The 17,396-nt window shown below is 60.1% G+C and carries 16 protein-coding genes, 3 tRNA genes and 2 pseudogenes; 13 read left to right on the top strand and 8 right to left on the bottom strand.

The genetic code is table 11. The features are described from left to right. The first annotated feature begins 19 nt into the window (after positions 1 to 19). Entirely contained in the window at positions 20 to 622 is a 603-nt protein-coding gene (locus ACZ3GY_RS06465; protein ID WP_465909382.1) for a glutathione S-transferase family protein, read from the top strand. 239 nt (positions 623 to 861) lie between these two features. On the opposite strand, the gene ACZ3GY_RS06470 is transcribed toward ACZ3GY_RS06465, so the two are convergent. Next, complete coding sequence (locus ACZ3GY_RS06470; protein WP_465910010.1) at positions 862 to 3,066, bottom strand: heavy metal translocating P-type ATPase; 2,205 nt, start codon at positions 3,064 to 3,066, stop codon at positions 862 to 864. Between the two features lie 324 nt (positions 3,067 to 3,390). Here ACZ3GY_RS06470 and cadR point away from each other — a divergent pair, with 324 nt between their 5' ends. Further along, positions 3,391 to 3,837 carry a Cd(II)/Pb(II)-responsive transcriptional regulator gene (gene cadR, locus ACZ3GY_RS06475; protein WP_463564968.1) on the top strand — a complete coding sequence of 149 codons (447 nt, stop codon included), beginning with the start codon at positions 3,391 to 3,393 and terminating at the stop codon, positions 3,835 to 3,837. 79 nt (positions 3,838 to 3,916) lie between these two features. Here cadR and ACZ3GY_RS06480 read toward each other — a convergent pair whose 3' ends face one another. Further along, the gene (locus ACZ3GY_RS06480) at positions 3,917 to 4,285 is read right to left on the bottom strand and encodes a glutathione S-transferase N-terminal domain-containing protein (RefSeq protein WP_465909383.1); all 369 of its coding nucleotides are present in this window, start codon (positions 4,283 to 4,285) and stop codon (positions 3,917 to 3,919) included. A 114-nt stretch (positions 4,286 to 4,399) separates the two neighbouring features. On the opposite strand from ACZ3GY_RS06480, the gene ACZ3GY_RS06485 reads away from it, so the two are divergent. Continuing rightward, positions 4,400 to 4,633, top strand: coding sequence for a DUF3820 family protein (locus ACZ3GY_RS06485; protein WP_042552673.1), 234 nt, complete (start codon positions 4,400 to 4,402; stop codon positions 4,631 to 4,633). Here ACZ3GY_RS06485 and uspL read toward each other — a convergent pair whose 3' ends face one another. After that, the gene (uspL, locus tag ACZ3GY_RS06490) at positions 4,634 to 5,497 is read right to left on the bottom strand and encodes a universal stress protein UspL (protein ID WP_465909384.1); all 864 of its coding nucleotides are present in this window, start codon (positions 5,495 to 5,497) and stop codon (positions 4,634 to 4,636) included. It abuts the gene before it with no gap. A 154-nt stretch (positions 5,498 to 5,651) separates the two neighbouring features. On the opposite strand from uspL, the gene copM reads away from it, so the two are divergent. Both copM and ACZ3GY_RS06500 read left to right on the top strand, forming a co-directional pair. Beyond that, entirely contained in the window at positions 5,652 to 6,326 is a 675-nt protein-coding gene (copM, locus tag ACZ3GY_RS06495; RefSeq protein WP_465909385.1) for a CopM family metallochaperone, read from the top strand. A gap of 108 nt (positions 6,327 to 6,434) precedes the next feature. Beyond that, positions 6,435 to 7,094, top strand: coding sequence for a MiaE family protein (locus ACZ3GY_RS06500; protein ID WP_465910012.1), 660 nt, complete (start codon positions 6,435 to 6,437; stop codon positions 7,092 to 7,094). 51 nt (positions 7,095 to 7,145) lie between these two features. Here ACZ3GY_RS06500 and lpxH read toward each other — a convergent pair whose 3' ends face one another. Beyond that, the gene (gene lpxH / locus ACZ3GY_RS06505) at positions 7,146 to 7,868 is read right to left on the bottom strand and encodes a UDP-2,3-diacylglucosamine diphosphatase (protein ID WP_465909387.1); all 723 of its coding nucleotides are present in this window, start codon (positions 7,866 to 7,868) and stop codon (positions 7,146 to 7,148) included. Further along, positions 7,865 to 8,359 (bottom strand): peptidylprolyl isomerase, encoded by a 495-nt coding sequence (locus ACZ3GY_RS06510; RefSeq protein ID WP_465909388.1) that lies wholly within the window; start codon positions 8,357 to 8,359, stop codon positions 7,865 to 7,867. Before ACZ3GY_RS06510 ends, lpxH begins: the two co-directional genes overlap by 4 nt. Before the next feature lie 180 nt (positions 8,360 to 8,539). Here ACZ3GY_RS06510 and ACZ3GY_RS06515 point away from each other — a divergent pair, with 180 nt between their 5' ends. The 3 genes from ACZ3GY_RS06515 to ACZ3GY_RS06525 all read left to right on the top strand — a co-directional run bounded on the left by ACZ3GY_RS06515 (position 8,540) and on the right by ACZ3GY_RS06525 (position 13,606). Continuing rightward, positions 8,540 to 10,219, top strand: coding sequence for a glutamine--tRNA ligase/YqeY domain fusion protein (locus ACZ3GY_RS06515; RefSeq protein ID WP_465909390.1), 1,680 nt, complete (start codon positions 8,540 to 8,542; stop codon positions 10,217 to 10,219). Beyond that, positions 10,219 to 11,604: a cysteine--tRNA ligase gene (gene cysS, locus ACZ3GY_RS06520; RefSeq protein ID WP_465909391.1), complete on the top strand. Its 1,386-nt coding sequence runs from the start codon at positions 10,219 to 10,221 to the stop codon at positions 11,602 to 11,604. The genes ACZ3GY_RS06515 and cysS overlap by 1 nt, the downstream gene beginning before the upstream one ends. A gap of 79 nt (positions 11,605 to 11,683) precedes the next feature. Further along, positions 11,684 to 13,606: a UvrD-helicase domain-containing protein gene (locus ACZ3GY_RS06525; RefSeq protein WP_465909392.1), complete on the top strand. Its 1,923-nt coding sequence runs from the start codon at positions 11,684 to 11,686 to the stop codon at positions 13,604 to 13,606. 44 nt (positions 13,607 to 13,650) lie between these two features. On the opposite strand, the gene folD is transcribed toward ACZ3GY_RS06525, so the two are convergent. Next, positions 13,651 to 14,505: a bifunctional methylenetetrahydrofolate dehydrogenase/methenyltetrahydrofolate cyclohydrolase FolD gene (gene folD / locus ACZ3GY_RS06530; RefSeq protein WP_465909394.1), complete on the bottom strand. Its 855-nt coding sequence runs from the start codon at positions 14,503 to 14,505 to the stop codon at positions 13,651 to 13,653. Positions 14,506 to 14,771: 266 nt separating this feature from the next. Between folD and ACZ3GY_RS06535 the strand changes: the two genes are divergently transcribed. The 3 genes from ACZ3GY_RS06535 to ACZ3GY_RS06545 all read left to right on the top strand — a co-directional run bounded on the left by ACZ3GY_RS06535 (position 14,772) and on the right by ACZ3GY_RS06545 (position 15,108). Further along, positions 14,772 to 14,848 (top strand) — tRNA-Arg (locus ACZ3GY_RS06535). Between the two features lie 38 nt (positions 14,849 to 14,886). Beyond that, positions 14,887 to 14,962, top strand: a tRNA-His gene (locus ACZ3GY_RS06540). Between the two features lie 61 nt (positions 14,963 to 15,023). Continuing rightward, positions 15,024 to 15,108, top strand: a tRNA-Leu gene (locus tag ACZ3GY_RS06545). Between the two features lie 220 nt (positions 15,109 to 15,328). Here the strand turns inward: ACZ3GY_RS06545 and ACZ3GY_RS06550 are convergent. Together ACZ3GY_RS06550 and ACZ3GY_RS06555 are read right to left on the bottom strand one after the other, a co-directional pair. Then, entirely contained in the window at positions 15,329 to 16,213 is an 885-nt protein-coding gene (locus ACZ3GY_RS06550) for a hypothetical protein (RefSeq protein ID WP_465909395.1), read from the bottom strand. A gap of 157 nt (positions 16,214 to 16,370) precedes the next feature. Further along, a complete protein-coding gene (locus ACZ3GY_RS06555; protein ID WP_465910030.1) occupies positions 16,371 to 16,736 on the bottom strand; it encodes a site-specific integrase in 366 nt (121 codons plus the stop codon). Between ACZ3GY_RS06555 and ACZ3GY_RS06560 the strand changes: the two are divergent. Together ACZ3GY_RS06560 and ACZ3GY_RS06565 are read left to right on the top strand one after the other, a co-directional pair. Continuing rightward, positions 16,654 to 17,069: pseudogene (locus tag ACZ3GY_RS06560) on the top strand (phage terminase large subunit family protein); the annotation flags it as partial. The gene ACZ3GY_RS06555 and the pseudogene ACZ3GY_RS06560 sit on opposite strands and share 83 nt — an antisense overlap. 13 nt (positions 17,070 to 17,082) lie before the next feature. Next, positions 17,083 to 17,202, top strand: a pseudogene (locus tag ACZ3GY_RS06565) (phage portal protein); the annotation flags it as partial. Positions 17,203 to 17,396 lie beyond the last annotated feature (194 nt).

Raw genomic sequence — 17,396 nt, forward strand, 5'->3', positions numbered from 1 at the left:
CGGGATTCAGGAGGCGAACATGTACAAGGTTTATGGCGACTACCGCTCTGGCAACTGCTACAAGGTCAAGCTGATGCTGACCCTGCTCGGCAAGCCGTTCGAATGGGTACCGATCGATATTTTCAAGGGCGAGACACAGAGCCCCGAGTTCCTGGCCAAGAACCCCAATGGCAGGATTCCGGTGCTGGAGCTGGAAGACGGCTCGTACCTGTGGGAGTCCAACGCCATTCTCAATTTCCTCGCCGATGGCAGCGAGTTCCTACAGACCGAACCACGCCTGCGCACCCAGGTGCTGCAGTGGCAGTTCTTCGAGCAGTACAGCCATGAGCCCTACATTGCCGTGGCTCGTCGCATTCAGTGGCTCGAAGGCATGCCGGCTGCACGCGCCGAAGAATACAAGGTGTGCCAGGTGCGCGGCCACAAGGCGCTGCGAGTCATGGAACGGCAGCTGGAGCAGACCCCGTATCTGGTCGGCGACCGTTATTCCATCGCCGATATCGCCCTGTACGCCTATACCCACGTGGCCCACGAAGGCGGTTTCGACCTGAGTGCTTATCCGGCAGTCAACGCCTGGCTGGCGCGTGTCGCCAGCCACCCAAAACACGTGACCATGCTGGGCTGATCGCCTTCTTTTGATGGGTTTGACCTACGTGGCCCGACCCATCCTTGCCGATTAATCTAGAGAGCGACTGCAATCCATGTGGGAGCAGGCGGGGACGCCTAGTCCATGCCCGCGAGGCTGTCGTGCGCATGGCGCGCTCCCACGATAAGTCCGTGGGATAGGCAGCCGCGTAGGATGGGTGAAACCCATCAATTGCCGATGGGTTGCACCCATCCTACGCAGTTCGGCCTTCTCGATATTTACTTGCGCAACAACCGCAGCCCGTTGAACACCACCAGCAGACTTACGCCGACATCAGCGAACACCGCCATCCACATGGTGGCGTGGCCGCTCACGGTCAAACCCAGAAATACCGCCTTGATACCCAGCGCCAACACGATGTTCTGCTTGAGAATCGCGGCCGTCTGCTGAGACAGATGAATGAACGCCGGAATTTTGCGCAGGTCGTCGTCCATGATCGCCACGTCGGCGGTTTCGATGGCCGTGTCGGTGCCGATCGCCGCCATGGCGAAGCCGACATCGGCGCGGGCCAGGGCAGGGGCGTCGTTGATGCCGTCGCCGACCATGGCGACCACGCCTTTCTGACTGAGCAGACCTTCGACGGTCGCCAGCTTGTCGGCGGGCAGCAGGTCGCCGCGGGCTTCATCGATGCCGACCTGAGCGGCGATGGCTTGGGCGGTGTGCTGATTATCACCGGTGAGCATCAGGGTCTTGATACCCATTTCATGCAGGGTGGCGATGGCCTCACGGCTACTGGCCTTGAGCGTGTCGGCGACCGCGAAGAGCGCCAGGGCGCGTTTATCGTCGCTGAGCAGAATCACCGTCTTGCCTTCACGTTCCAACCCATCGAGTCGGATTTCGATCTCCGGCGAGCACAGGCCCAGCTCTTCGAGCAGACGATGGTTGCCCAACTGGTAGCGCTGGCCATCGATCACACCGCTTACACCGCGCCCAGGCAGCGCCTCGAATGCCTGCACTTCATCGAGAACGACACCTTGCTCCTGCGCCGCCTTGGCGACTGCCAGAGACACTGGGTGATCGGAACGGGCGGCCAGGCTGGCCGCAAGTTTGCGGCAGGCATCGGCATCGCCTTCCAGGGCCTGATAGTCGGTTTGTACCGGTTTGCCGTGGGTGAGGGTGCCAGTCTTGTCCAGCGCCAGGTGGGTGATGTGCCGGCCGTTCTCCAGGTACACGCCGCCCTTGACCAGGATGCCCTTGCGCGCCGCCGCCGCCAGACCGCTGACGATGCTTACCGGCGTGGAAATCACCAGCGCGCAAGGGCAGGCGACCACCAGCAGAACCAGCGCGCGATAGACCCACTCGAACCAATCACCATTCATCAGCAGCGGCGGCACCACTGCCACGGCCAGGGAGAGCAGGAAGACCAGCGGGGTGTAGATGCGGGCGAAACGATCGACGAAACGCTGGGTCGGTGCCCGTGCGCCCTGGGCTTCTTCCACTGCCTTGATGATGCGTGACAGCGCGCTGTTGCTGGCGGCGGCGCTGACCTGGTAGTCCAGTGCGCCGCTTTGGTTGATGGTGCCGGCGAATAGGGTATCGCCCACGCTTTTCTCGATGGGCAGGCTTTCCCCGGTGATCGGCGACTGGTCGACCGTCGAGTGCCCTTCGAGCACCTGCCCATCTAGGCCGATGCGTTCGCCGGGGCGCAGCCGAACCACGCTGCCGATGGCAACCTGTGTGACTTCCATTGTCTGCCAACTGCCGTCGGGCTGACGCACCGTGGCCTGCTCCGGGGTCAGTGCCATCAGGCCGCGAATAGCGTTGCGCGCGCGATCCAGGGATTTCGCCTCGATCCGTTCGGCGATGGCGAACAGCACCATGACCATTGCCGCTTCCGGCCACTGGCCGATCAGTACGGCGCCGGTCACGGCGATGCTCATCAGCGCATTGATGTTCAGATTGAGATTCTTGAGGGCGATCCAGCCTTTCTTGTAGACATCGAGCCCGGCCGTAAGGATCGCACCCAGCGCGATCAGCGCGACCACCCACTCCGGCGCGGTGTCGGTGAAGTGCACCAGCTCGGCCATGAAAGCCGCTACGCCAGCCCCGATCAGCCGCCAAGGTAGCCCGCCGCTGGGCGGCTCGGCAGTGATTGGCTGGCTGTCGTCGCCTTCGGGCTGCGGGGTGAAACCCAGCTCACGTATGGCCTGTAACGCCGGCTCGAGGGCATCCGGGCTGTGGCGAATGGTCAGCACCCGCTGCATCAGATTGAATTGCAGTGCTTCGATGCCGGGCTGCCGGGCGAGCTTGTCGGTGATCAGGCGCTCCTCGGTTGGGCAGTCCATCTGCTCGATGCGCACTCGAGTCTCCGCGGCCAGCGGCACAGCCTGCATGCCCAGGCTGGCGATGGCCTTGACCAGCAAGGGCGCGGCGCCCGCCTGGTGCTCGACGAGCAGCGTGCGGTTGAGCAGGTTGAAACGCATGGCGTGCACCTCGGGCAGGTGCTGCAGCTTGCCGCGAATCAGGCCTTCTTCTGTCGGGCAGCACATCTGTTCGATGCGCAGTGTGCTGCTTTCCATCGCAGCGCTGGCGTGGGCGGCCACCGGCTCGCTGATCCCGGTGATCAGCGCGCTGCCAGAGTCGCAGCATGGCGACGCAGTCTCGGCAGCGCAGCACGAGTCCTGGGTGCGAGAGGGCTTGGGGGTTTGGTCGTGATCGCAACAGTTGGCCATGGGTCTCTCCAAATAACCTGTTGCAGAGTGAACACCCTGTAGCCACTATAGGGTCAAGCGATCGAGGAGAAGAAAATGAAAATTGGCGAATTGGCGGCAGTCACCGGTAGCCAGGTGGAGACCATTCGGTATTACGAGCGCGAAGGACTGCTGCCTGCGCCGCAGCGTAGCGAGGGTAATTATCGGCTGTACCGGCCGGAGCACGTCGAACGGCTGACGTTCATTCGCAACTGCCGCACCCTGGACATGACCCTCGACGAAATTCGCGAGCTGCTCAGCCTGCGCGGCCGGCCAGCGGAAAACTGCGAAGCCATCAATACCCTGATCGATGAGCATATCGAACACGTCAATGCACGCATCGCCAGCCTGCAGTCGTTACAGGGGCAACTGGTCGAGCTGCGCAACAGTTGCCTGGCGGATCAACAATCGTCGCCCTGCGAGATCATTCGTCAGCTCAGTACCAGTGACAATCTGCATGCCGAGAAGGATGTGTCCCATGTCGGGCGCAGCCATCAGCATTGAGGCGCGCCTAAAAACCACCTGGATTGAAAACAGCCTGGACTACCTCGCCTACGTTTTTTAAAGGCGTCCTACGGGCGCCTCAGGCCGCGAAGCGCTGATCCAGATAGGCTGCAATGGCCTTGGATTCGTACAGCCAGGTGCTCTGGCCATTTTCTTCGATACGCAGGCACGGCACCTTGATCTTGCCGCCCTGGCTCTCCAGCTCGCTGCGCGAGGTGGCGTCGTTCTTGGCGTCACGCAGGGCGACAGGCACATTGAGGGTATGCAGCTTGCGGCGAATTTTCACGCAGAACGGGCAGGCCTTGAACTGGTAGAGCGCCAGATTGCCCGCGGCCTGGTCGACGGCAGCCTGTGCTTCGGACGCACGCTTCATCTTGGCCGGACGGGTGGCGAGGTCGCCGAGAACGATCAGTTGGCCTAGGCCGAGGCGCAGTGCCTTGATAATCATGGGGAGTACCTGCAAGTGTGAACGGCGCGCAGCTTACCCGAGTTGAGCGTCCGGCCCAACCGCCTGGCGGTTGCGGCATAATGACCCGCCCACGCAAACCTGACGGCCGATGTGATGAAACCCGAAGACCTGAAATTGTTGGTGAGCCGAGAAATGCCCTTTGGCAAATACAAAGGCCGACTGATCGCCGACCTGCCGGGACATTACCTGAACTGGTTCGCCCGTGAAGGCTTCCCGAAGGGCGAGATCGGTCAGTTGCTGGCGCTGATGCAGGAGATCGATCACAACGGCTTGTCGTCGTTGCTCGATCCCTTGCGCAGCAAGCCAAGGCAACCGTTTCGCGAGTGATCAGCGCTCGCTGAGTTGCTGCTCCAGGTGCTCGATGATGCTGTCGGGTTTGAGCACCAGAATGTCACTTTCCAGTGCGTCGAGAATCACCTCGGCGGTGTTGCCGATCAGCGCACCACTGAACCCTGTGCGCGCGACGGTGCCGATCACCGTGACGGCCGCGCGCAACTGGTGGGCGAAATGCGGGATCAGCACATCGGCCGGGCCTTCGGCGATATGCAGGTGCCCGTCGTCGATGTCATAGGTCTGCTGAAACTCCAGGCACTGCTGACGGTAGCTGTCCTCGATCGTTTCGCGCAGCTGGAAGGTCGGATCGGCGGCTGCCAACATCGGCGATGGATGGGCGCTGAGCACGTGCAGTTCGGCTTTTGCCAGGTTGGCGATGTCATAACCGTGATCGACGATGCGGGTATGCAGCGCGCGATGCTCATCGTCGATATTGCCCACGTCCACGGCGGCCAATACCGTGCCGCCGGTCCAGGGCGTCTGCGTTTTCACCAATAACACCGGGCAGGGGCAGTAGCGCAGCAGCTTCCAGTCATCGGGCGTCAGCAGGGCTTTTTTCAGCGGGTTGTCAGGCATGTGCTGCTTGATCACCAGGCCGCAGCCCTCGGCCTGCTGCACGGTGCTGACCGTTTCATGCAGGCTGCCATGCCACGCCTGCTCGGTGCTGACGCTGTAGCCATCCTGCTGCAGTGCATTACTGAGCAGGCGCAGGTGGCCCCTGTGTTCGCCCGACTCATCGCAAATCAGCAGGTGCAGATGAGACTGCGTCACGCCAGCAATCAGCCTGGCGCGTTTCAGGGCAAGTGCGTCCAGATGATCCGGCTGGATGACAACGAGAATGCTGCGGATGGCTTGCATGGGGTTTCCTCGGCATGTGGCTTGCCCTATTCACTATAGTTGGCCTGTTGCGCCTATGACCGTGGCCTGGTGACGCAAGCCGCAGCGGCATCTTGACCTTCCCGTCGTGGCAAGGTGTAGGTTCTGACCTCTATTAAATGGTCGAGGATCGTCAATGAAAGCCAAAGCGCTAGGTTTACTGCTGTTTGTCGGGGCGTCCGTGCTGACCGCCGGCATGGCGACTGCCCAGGATGCAGCCAATGGCCATGGGGGCGGGCATGCCGCGCACTCGGCCGAAGGCCAGTCGGCGAATGCCAGTGCCTCGACGGCCGCCTACCGCGCGATCAACGACAAGATGCACAAGGCAATGGCCATCACGCTGACCGGCAGTGCCGACGTGGATTTCATGCGCGGCATGATTCCCCATCATCAGGGCGCCATCGAGATGGCCAAGGTCGCGCTGCAGTACGGCAGCGACGCCAAGGTGCGTGCCTTGGCCAATGAGATCATTGCCGCGCAGGATCAGGAAATTGGCCTGATGAACAGCTGGTTGGCCACTAACGCCGGGCGATACGAGGCCGCTGTCAACGCCGACAAGAGCGCTGAAGCCAAGGCTGCATTCGAAGCGGTCAACCATCGTATGCACGGTGCCATGGCCGTTGATTTCAGCGGTGACGCCGATCAAGACTTCATGCGCGGGATGATTCCTCATCATCAGGGCGCCATCGAGATGGCCAAGGTCGCATTGGCTTACGGCTCCGACCCGCAAGTGCTTAAGCTTGCCAGGCAGGTCATCGCCGCGCAGGAGCAGGAAATCACCCAGATGAACGCTTGGCTGGAAAACAACTGAGTCGTTCCCATCCACGCTGTGCGCGGGCCGATAGACAGGACGCGCCGCTCTGGCGGCCCTATAATGGCCGGCTTATCAAATAGCCAGCCGCCAGAGCCCATACCCGTGTTGTTTCCAGCCACTGCTCCCGATCAGCCATCGCCCAGCCGCCGCAGCGCCACGCCCAGCCTGCCGGAAATCCATGAATTTCTCGGTTGCCGCACGCCTCAGGCTTGGGTCGATTCTGCCCTGGCCAATCAGGACATCATGCTGATTGACCATAAAAACTGTGAATTCAAAGCCGCCAGCACGGCGCTCAGCCTGATCGCCAAGTACAGTTGCCACGCGGATTTGATCACCATGATGTCGCGCCTGGCTCGTGAGGAACTGGTTCACCACGAGCAGGTGCTGCGCATCATGAAACGCCGCAGGATCGGGCTGCGTCCGGTTTCCGCCGCGCGCTACGCCTCCGGCCTGCGCAAGGGCATGCGCAATCATGAGCCCTACAAGCTGGTCGATACCCTGGTCGTCGGCGCATTTATCGAAGCGCGCAGTTGCGAACGCTTTGAAGCGATCGTGCCGCACCTGGATGAAGAACTGGGCAAGTTCTACTTCGGCCTGCTGAAAAGCGAAGCGCGGCACTTTCAGGGTTACCTGAAGCTTGCCTATCAGTATGGCGATGCGGCAGATGTCGATCAGGCCATCGAGCGGGTGAGGGCGGTGGAGCAGGAGCTCATCGAGTCGCCGGATACGGAATTTCGCTTCCACAGCGGCGTTCCGCAGGCGTAGACGGGCTTCGTCGCGAGATAATTCCCGCTCGACGCCGGGCTACCTGCTGTTTCAATCCAGGGCGAAGGCGCTCTGGTTGAAGCCGTTTTCATCGATCTGCAGCGCCCAGCCCTGTTTATCCCAGTCGCCCAGGACGATTCGCCGTGCCGATTGGTCATCGATCAGCAAGTCGTGGGTGGCAGGGCGGTGGGTGTGACCGTGAATCAGTGTGCGCACGCCATGGGCCGCCATCACGCGCTGCACTTCTTCTGGCGTGACATCGACGATGTCGCTGGCCTTCATGCGCGTCTGCGAGCGGCTTTCCGAGCGTAGCTTGCGCGCCAGCTTGTGGCGGATGCGCAGCGGCAGGTTGCGCAGAATGAACAGGCTGATGGGGTTGCGCAGCAGGCGGCGCATCTTCATGTAGCCGACATCCAGGGTGCACAGGCTGTCGCCGTGCATGAGCAGCACCTTCTCGCCAGCGAGGCGCACTTCGTGAGGATCGCCGAGCAGCGTGCAGCCGGCCTCGCGACAGAATGCGTTGCCGAGCAGGAAGTCACGGTTGCCGTGCATCAGGTAGACGCGCGTACCGCTGTCGCTCAACCGGCGCAGCGCTTGGGCGATGCTGCGCTGAAAGGGGGTCATGGCGTCGTCGCCAATCCATACTTCGAAAAAGTCGCCAAGGATGTACAGCGCCTCGGCCTGGGGCGCCCGGTGGGCGAGGAAATGCAAGAACGCCCGGCTGATATCCGGGCGCTCCTCTTCAAGATGCAGGTCGGAGATCAGCAGGATCACTCGACGATCTCGGCCTTCTCGATGATCACGTCTTCAGCCGGAACGTCCTGATGGCCGGATTTCATGGTGGTGGCGACGCCCTTGATGGCTTCGACCACGTCCAGGCCTTCGACCACTTCACCGAACACCGCGTAGCCCCAGCCCTGTACGGTCTGTGCGCTGTGGTCGAGGAAGGTGTTGTCGGCGACGTTGATGAAGAACTGCGCGGACGCCGAATGCGGCTCCATGGTGCGGGCCATGGCCACGGTACCGGTTTTGTTGCTCAGGCCGTTGTTGGCTTCGTTCTTGATCGTCGCCTTGGTCGGCTTCTGCTTCATGCCCGGTTCGAAACCGCCACCCTGGATCATGAAGTTGCCGATCACGCGGTGGAACACAGTGCCGTCGTAGTGGCCGCTCTTCACGTATTCCTTGAAGTTGGCGACGGTGGCGGGGGCCTTGTCTTCGAACAGCTTCAGGGTGATGACGCCGTGGTTGGTGTGCAGCTTGATCATGTGTTTATCGCTCTGTCGAGAAAATCGCGGGCTGCTCCCGGTTCGGTATGGACATTTATGTCGCCCGGAGGTCAGGAGCAGGCACCAAGGCCTGTCAGGGTATTGACAGCTTGGGCTATGATAAGCGCTTTGTTTTAGTCGGCCTACCCTGTGCCGCAATCCGCACGCGCTAAGGACACCATGAGCAAGCCCACCGTCGAAAAAGCCGCCAACTTCCTGCGTCCCCTCGTTCAGGCTGATCTGGACGCTGGCAAGCACGCCAAGATCATCACCCGTTTCCCGCCGGAGCCCAACGGCTACCTGCATATCGGCCATGCCAAGTCGATCTGCCTGAATTTCGGCCTAGCCCAGGAGTTCGGTGGCGAGTGCAACCTGCGTTTCGACGACACCAATCCGGCCAAGGAAGATCAGGAATACATCGACGCCATCAAGGCCGACGTCGAGTGGCTGGGCTTCAAATGGGCCGGCGAGGAGCGTTATGCCTCCAATTACTTCGACCAGCTGCATGACTGGGCCGTCGAGCTGATCAAGGCCGGCAAGGCTTATGTCGACGACCTGTCGCCGGACGAAGCCCGCGAATACCGTGGCACCCTGAATACCCCCGGTAAGGACAGCCCGTACCGCGAGCGCAGTGTCGAGGAGAACCTCGATCTGTTCGCCCGTATGAAGGCCGGCGAGTTCCCGGATGGCGCCCGTGCCCTGCGCGCCAAGATCGACATGGCGTCGCGCAACATGAACCTGCGTGACCCGATCCTCTATCGCATTCGCCACGCCCATCACCACCAGACCGGCGACAAGTGGTGCATCTACCCGAGCTACGACTTCACCCATGGCCAGTCGGATGCCATCGAAGGCGTGACCCACTCCATCTGCACCCTGGAGTTCGAGGATCATCGCCCGCTGTACGAATGGTTCCTGGCCAATCTGCCAGTGCCGGCGCAGCCGCGTCAGTACGAATTCGCCCGGCTGAACCTGAACTACACCATCACCAGCAAGCGCAAGCTCAAGCAACTGGTCGACGAGAAGCACGTCAACGGCTGGGATGACCCGCGCATGTCGACCCTGTCCGGCTACCGTCGCCGTGGTTACACACCGGCTTCGATCCGCACCTTCTGCGACATGATCGGCGTCAACCGCGCCGGCGGCCTGGTCGACATCGGCATGCTCGAGTTCGCCATCCGCGAAGACCTGGATGCCAACGCGTCGCGCGCCATGTGCGTGCTCAAGCCGCTCAAGGTGGTGATCACCAATTACCCGGAAGGCAAGGTCGAGAACCTGGAGCTGGCGCGCCATCCCAAGCAGGACATCGGTACCCGCGTGCTGCCGTTCTCCCGCGAGATCTACATCGACGCCGGCGACTTCGAAGAAACCCCGCCGGACGGCTTCAAGCGCCTGGTTCCTGGCGGCGAAGCGCGCTTGCGCGGTAGCTACGTGATCCGCGCTGACGAAGCGATCAAGGATGCTGCCGGCAATATCGTCGAGCTGCGCTGCTCCTATGACGAGAACACCCTGGGCAAGAACCCGGAAGGCCGCAAGGTCAAGGGCGTGATCCATTGGGTTCCGGCAGCCGAGAGCGTCGAGTGCGAAGTACGCCTGTACGACCGCCTGTTCCGTTCCGCCAACCCGGAGAAGGCTGGTGACGATGGCGAGCAGAGCGGCAGCTTCCTCGACAACATCAACCCGGATTCGCTGGTGGTGCTCAAAGGTTGCCGCGCCGAGCCGTCGCTGGCCCAGGCTGCTGCCGAAGATCGCTTCCAGTTCGAGCGCGAAGGCTACTTCTGCTTGGACGCCAAGGATTCCAAGCCGGACGCATTGGTCTTCAATCGTACCGTCACCCTGCGTGACTCCTGGGGTCAGTAATGGCGCTTTCCATCTACAACACCCTTAGCAAGAGCAAGGAAGTCTTCAAGCCCTTGGTCGGTAACCAGGTGCGCATGTACGTGTGCGGGATGACCGTCTACGACTTCTGCCACCTGGGCCACGGTCGCAGCATGGTCGCCTTCGACGTGGTAACACGCTGGCTGCGCCATAGCGGTTACGACCTGACCTATGTGCGCAACATCACCGACATCGACGACAAGATCATCAATCGCGCCAACGAAAACGGCGAGGCCTTTGAGGCGCTCACCGAGCGAATGATCAGTGCGATGCACGAAGACGAAGCGCGGCTGAACATCCTCAAGCCTGATCAGGAGCCGCGCGCCACCGATCATATCGCCGGCATGCACGCGATGATCCAGACCCTGATCGACAAGGGGTACGCCTACGCACCGGGTAACGGCGACGTGTACTACCGTGTCGGCAAGTTCGAAGGTTATGGCAAGCTGTCGCGCCGCCGCGTGGAAGATCTGCGTATTGGTGCGCGCATCGAGCCGGGCGAATCCAAGCAGGATCCGCTTGATTTCGTTCTTTGGAAGGCAGCCAAGCCGGGCGAGCCGAGCTGGTCATCGCCTTGGGGCGACGGTCGTCCGGGCTGGCACATCGAGTGCTCGGTGATGTCCACCTGCTGCCTTGGTGAGTCGTTCGACATTCATGGCGGCGGTAACGACCTCGAGTTTCCGCACCATGAGAACGAGATTGCCCAGAGCGAGGCTGCCACTGGCAAGCCTTACGCCAACTCCTGGCTGCACTGCGGGATGATCACCATCAATGGCGAGAAGATGTCCAAGTCGTTGGGCAACTTCTTCACCATTCGTGAGGTGTTGGAAAAGTATCATCCGGAAGTAGTGCGCTACCTGCTGATCGCCAGTCACTACCGCAGCCCGATCAACTATTCCGAAGACAACCTGCGCGAGTCCAAGGCGGCCCTGGAGCGCTTCTACAATGCGTTTAAAGGGTTGCCAGAGGCCTCCCCGGCTGGTGGCGAAAGCTATGTCGAGCGCTTCAGTGCGGCGATGAACGACGATTTCAATACCGCCGGTGCCTGCTCGGTGATGTTCGAATTGGCGCGTGAGGTCAATCGCCTGCGAGACAGCGACCTGCAAACTGCCGCTGCGCTGGGCGCACGCCTCAAGGAACTGGGAGGCTTGCTCGGTGTGCTACAGCTGGAGCCGGATGCTTTCCTCAAGGCCGGCGCTGAAGGCAAGGTCGATGCCGCTGAAGTGGAAGCGCTGATCGCCGCACGCTTGCAGGCGCGTGCCGATAAAAATTGGGCGGAATCCGACCGCATCCGTGATCAGATCACCGCTCTGGGTGTGGTGCTCGAGGATGGCAAAGGTGGCACCACCTGGCGACTCGCCGAGTAAGCGAGCGTCGCAACGAAAAGGCCGCTGATGCGGCCTTTTCGTTTCCAGAAGCCTGCATCCAATTCGCTATGGGAAAACCATGCTGACGCGTTACAAACTGCTGCTTTCCACCACGCTGGCCCGCTATTTTCCGCGTACTGCCGCTTATCTTGCGGCTGAAAAGCATGCTGCGGCTGAACGGCTGAAGGCTGCACCGAAAGCCAAAGGCAAAACCATCTCTGCCAAAAAAGCTGCAGCTCCAAAACGCGCAGGGAAGGGCGCAAGCTCCGCAACAAAAAAGCCCGTTAGGCGCACGAGCGCCGGTATCTACTCGGCTGCAGCGATGAAAATCAGCTCGGCTCAGGAGCAGGCCATGCGTGACACCGTCGCGCGAGCCGTTGCTGCCGGGGTGGTCGGTGCGCCCTCCGACGAGCAGTGGGCGATGATCCTGGGGCGCGCGCCATTGACGCGCATCTTTGCCGGTGCAGGATCGGGCAAGTCGACGACGCTGGTGCTGCGTGTGGTCTTTATGCTCTGTCACCTGAACATCGAGCCCGAGCGGTTGACGGTGATTTCCTTTACCAATGCATCCTGCGTCGAGCTGCGCGAGCGGCTGCTCAAGGTGCTGGGGTTCTGGTCGTCGCCGATCGACGAGCGGGCGGTACAGCAGTGCGTGCGTACCTTTCACTCCGCCATGGGCGTGCTGGCCCGTCAGGTATTGGGCAATCCAGGCTGGTTCGAGCAGCTTGGTGATCGACAGGCCTCGTCCAGCGAGCCCGATAATCCGCTGGCCGGCGGTCGTCTGGGGGCTGCGCAGGGGCGGCTGCTCAAAGAGGTCTACCAGGCGTGCTACGCCGAGAGTCCGGCGTTTCGCTCGCAGGTTCACGCTTTGTTAGGCTCGCCCGCGCCGGATGAGCAGAAGCCTTTACCCAAGGCGCCAGTGCAGCCATTCAGGCTGGCGGGCGAGCTGCATGCTGCACCGTTGTTCGAGGTGTTCTACGGGCAGGCAGGCTTTATCGAAAGCATCGGCATTCGCATCGACCAGCTGGCGGTGGTCGCGGTGCCTTGTTCGGATCAGGAGCGCTTTTTTCTCCTCGCCTTGCAGGCTTTCTGGCAGGCACTGCAGCAGCGTCTTGGCGAACAGGGCCTGATGACCTTCAACGGCGCCTTTCAGCAACTGACGCAGATGCTTGATGAAAGCGACGGGCGGCTACCCGCCGAGGCGCTGGCGAACTTCTCCCATCTGTTGATCGACGAATTTCAGGATATCTCACCGCAGATCGTACAGTGGCTGCAGGCCGTGCATCGGCGCCTGGCTGGCGCGGCAACGGCGGTGAGCCTGATGGCCATCGGTGACGACTGGCAGTCGATCTATGGTTGGCGCGGCAGTTCGCCGGAGTTGTTCATGACCTTCGATCGGCACTTCCCGAGCAAAGGCAAGGGCAAGAGTGCGGTGCTGACGCTGCAGGCGAACTACCGCTCGATCGAGCCGGTGATCCGTGATGCCGAGTCGATTCTGCGCGAGGTCGCCTTCAAGCAGGAGAAAGCCACCGAGGCGATCAGGAGCGCGCCGCCCGGCGGGCATGGCGTACAACTGATAACACCATTCGATCTGGCCCGGCAGATGCCCGATCTGCTCAAGGAAATCGCCGCCCAGTGTGAGTACGCCAGCTCCATTGATTCCAAGGAGCGTACTGCGGTGCTGCTGCTGGGGCGGCGTAACGAGACGCTGAAGAATGTGCAGGCAGGGCTGGATCGCAAGCTTTCGGTAAAGGCCTACACCATCCATCGCGCCAAGGGGCTGCAGGCCGAGGTGGCGATCATCATCGACGACTGCCTGCCGCCAACGCCTCATCCGCTGCGCAACGCGCTGTACGCGTACTGCGGTTTCTTCGCCAACAGCTACGATCAGGCAATGGCCGACGAAAGCCTGCGTCTTGGCTACGTGGCGGTGACCCGCGGCGTGAGCCGGGTGCTTTGGTTCGTGCGCAAGCCTCAGGGGGCGACGAGCACACTGAAATAAAAACGGCGCCTCGAAGGCGCCGTTTTCATTACTGCGAGCCGCCATCAGGCGTGCAGATGTTCCGCTGCGTGCAGGGTGTTTTCCAGCAGGCAGGCGCGGGTCATCGGGCCTACGCCGCCTGGCACCGGGGTAATCCAGCCAGCGCGGGGCAGGGCGGTTTCGTACACCACATCGCCAATCAGCTTGCCGTCCGTCTGACGGTTGATGCCCACGTCGATGACGATGGCGCCTTCCTTGATCCACTCACCTTTGACCAGGCCGGGTTTGCCGGCCGCTACCACGACAATATCTGCCTGAGCTACGTGGCCGGGCAAATCCTTGGTGAAGCGGTGCGTGACGGTCACGGTGCAACCGCCCAGCAGCAGCTCCATGGCCATTGGCCGGCCGACGATATTCGAGGCGCCCACCACCACGGCATGCATGCCATAGAGATCCTGCCTGGTACTCGCCAGCAGGGTCATGATGCCCTTGGGGGTGCAGGGGCGTAGCAGCGGCATGCGCTGAGCCAGGCGACCGATGTTGTAAGGATGGAAGCCGTCCACATCCTTGTCCGGGCGGATGCGCTCGAGCAGCAAGGAGGAGTCGAGGTGTGCCGGCAGCGGCAGCTGAACCAGGATGCCGTCGATGCTGGTGTCTTCATTCAAGGAGTCGATCAGGGCGAGCAGTTCGTCCTGGCTGGTTTCAGCGCTCAGGTCGTAAGCGCGGGAAACGAAGCCGACTTCCTCACAGTCCTTGCGCTTGTGCGCGACATAAACCTCAGAGGCGGGATCGCTGCCGACCAGAATCACTGCCAGGCCGGGTGCGCGCAGTCCTTGCTGGCGTCTGTCGGCGACGCGCTGGGCGATCTGCTGGCGGATATTGGCGGCAATCGCTTTGCCATCTATCAGTTGTGCGGTCATTGCGCTTGGTTAACCATCGAAAGGGAGAAAAAAGGACGCGTATTCTCGCATGGCATTAAGGAGGGGCAAAGGCGCCAGAGAGTAGATTTGGTGTAACTCCTTTATCTAACTGAATTTTTTAGATTTGGGTGTTGACGACATAGGGGGCGCTCTATAAGATGCGCACCACTTGGCGAGCACAGCAAGTGACAGGGTAAAGCGGCAAAGGCAGCAACGAAAGTAGCCGCTCTAGTCGAAGCTTGAAGTCTGCTCTGGTGGATGGATAAGTGCCCGTAGCTCAGCTGGATAGAGCATCCGCCTTCTAAGCGGATGGTCGCAGGTTCGAGTCCTGCCGGGTGCGCCACTAGGTGAGTCGGCACAAGTAAGCAGTAAAGCAATATGGTGGGCGTAGCTCAGTTGGTAGAGCACAGGATTGTGGCTCCTGGTGTCGAGGGTTCGATCCCCTTCGTCCACCCCATATTCTGAAAGCGCCAGGCCCTAAAGCCTGGCGTTTTTGTTTGTAGAAAATGTATTACCACGCGGACGTGGTGGAATTGGTAGACACACTGGATTTAGGTTCCAGCGCCGCAAGGTGTGAGAGTTCGAGTCTCTCCGTCCGCACCATGTAAGTAGCTGATTCTAAAGGGCTGTAGGCTGATCGACCCTGAATTGGGAACGGATTTGGGAACACTCTGGGAATAGCGAACGAAAAAGGCAGCCTGAAAGGCTGCCTTTTGTCGTTTCTAGTGCCCCAAATTGCTTCGGACGTAGGCCTATCTATCGCTGAGTTGTCGATCAACGTGCAGGCCGCCCCTGTTCGGCTAGACCTGCATGATCACGTGTTCTATGCCCTTATCAACTGATCAGGGAAAGGATGTACGTCATCGGCTTGGATAACACCATAAGGGGTCAGCTGCCGTTGCTTCCTTCCCAGCCAAGAGCGTTTGCACTGAGAGTACGGCTCCATGTGCGCCTCTTCGAAGCCTGGGTAGGTTTCGAGCACCTCACGAACCATTTCATCAAATCGCTCTTCTGAAAACACTCGCATTGGCCCGCGTTGAAACATGTACCCGTACTGAAAGCCTGCGACCACAAATGGAGCATCGGGCTCTCCTATAAAGCAGTTCTCAACGTCGATTGGGATCAGCTCGCGGGGGCGATCCGGATGAAGCATGATGTTTTCCAGCCAGGGATCAAGGTGATAAATATTTAGCTGATTCAGGCCGGCAATCAGCTGAACGCAATCCGAAAGGAACTTCTCCATCTCATCTGGTTTGTCTTTGATGCTGTCAAGCCAGTCGATGCCGTTTACATACCCCTCAAGCAGATCGAAGAGGAGGTAGATCTCTTCAACAAGCCCCAGATTAGAGAGGCGATAGCCAAATCCCAAAAGGTCGGGTAGGCCACCTGAACGGGATATCACCTCGCAGCTATTGATCAACTCAGCGATTGGCCAATCCACTCCGCCGCGCCGCCGCTTTAGCCCAAACGTCATTCGCAAGCTGTGTTTCAGATCTCCTGCGGCAAAACGCTTAACGAAAAGACTTTCTTTATTGAGATGAAGTGCTTGGCTGGTACGCGACGCGTCAATTGACTGTTCGGAGACGCTAAGGTTGTTCAGTGCTGGCAGAAGTCCCTCAAGCTCGCACCCTTCGCGTAGGTGGAGCCTATATCTGCCGGAACTTTGTGAGACGCTAAATTTGTCAATATATTTTTTTAGATAGCGCATGAATCCTCATCTTGTTCAGCTCTTGTTCAGCTCTTGTTCAGCCAGCATACCTGTTGTGAAGAATTCGTGAATGACACCCCGTCTGACAACCGAATGAGCCTGCAATGGCTAGTTCTGTTTCAGTTCGTCTCAGAAAGGATTTTTTTGTGTCTGCGAGCTACACCTTCAAAGCATGCTTCAGGATGCCGGTCATGTCGGCGCCGTCACGGTTGATCCATTTGCCGTAGTGCCGCCAGATCATTGCGGTCGACGTGTGGCCCATCTGTTCCGCGATCCAGTCCATCGGCACCTCACTGGTGCTCAGAAGCTGGCTTGCGTAGGTATGTCGGCAGTTGTTCGGGCCGCGGTAGCGCACGTCCACCGCATGCAGGTGCGGCTTCCAGAAGCCCTTAGGCAGTATGTCCGAGCTTGAGTGAGCGGTGGTGGTGGTGGTGGTGGTGCAGGCGTTCAATAACTTGCTGATATGCCACTTCACGAATGATGGCGACAGCATCTTCCTGTTGACGATGCTGCAGCCGTGCATGGTGGATAGCTGGGATGTGTAGGAGGACTACAAGCCATTCGCGCCCAGACCGCTGGGCGAGCGGCAGGTGTGGATCGGTTATGACCCAGCGGAGACGGGCGGCAAGTTCTGCCTGATTGAAAAGCACCAGTTCCGGGGCATGGATTTCGAGGCGCAGGCCAAAACTATTGAGCAGATAACCAAGCGCTATTGGGTGGACTGCACCGGCATCGGTACCGGGGTATGGGCGCAGGTGTTGCTCAACTGGTTAAGCAGTTCTTCCCAGGGCTGCGGACGTTCAGTTACAGCCCGGAGGTGAAAACCAAGCTCGTGATGAAGGCGTGGGACGTTATCAGCCAGGAAGTTTACGTGCTGCCGGCGCAAGCACTACCAGAACGGCAATCATTCGGGGTTCATCCTGTACATGACGGACGCGGTGCAGGATGAATCGTTCGTCTCTGATCTGCGCGCGGCGATGAAGGACAGCTACTGACTTGGACAGATTGCCTTTGCTGGTGATTCTTGGTGAGTTGTCAGGTAATAAATTATTATCTGATTGTTTTTAAAGAGTTTTTATTTTTAGGGGCATTGCGCCGAGATTGAATAATGAGCTTACCTAGAAATTACCAAATTATTACCGTTAGGAAATCTAGGTAAACCTTTGATCTGTTTGGGTTTCAG

It is taken from the genome of Pseudomonas sp. PME37.24/006 (assembly GCF_055556635.1).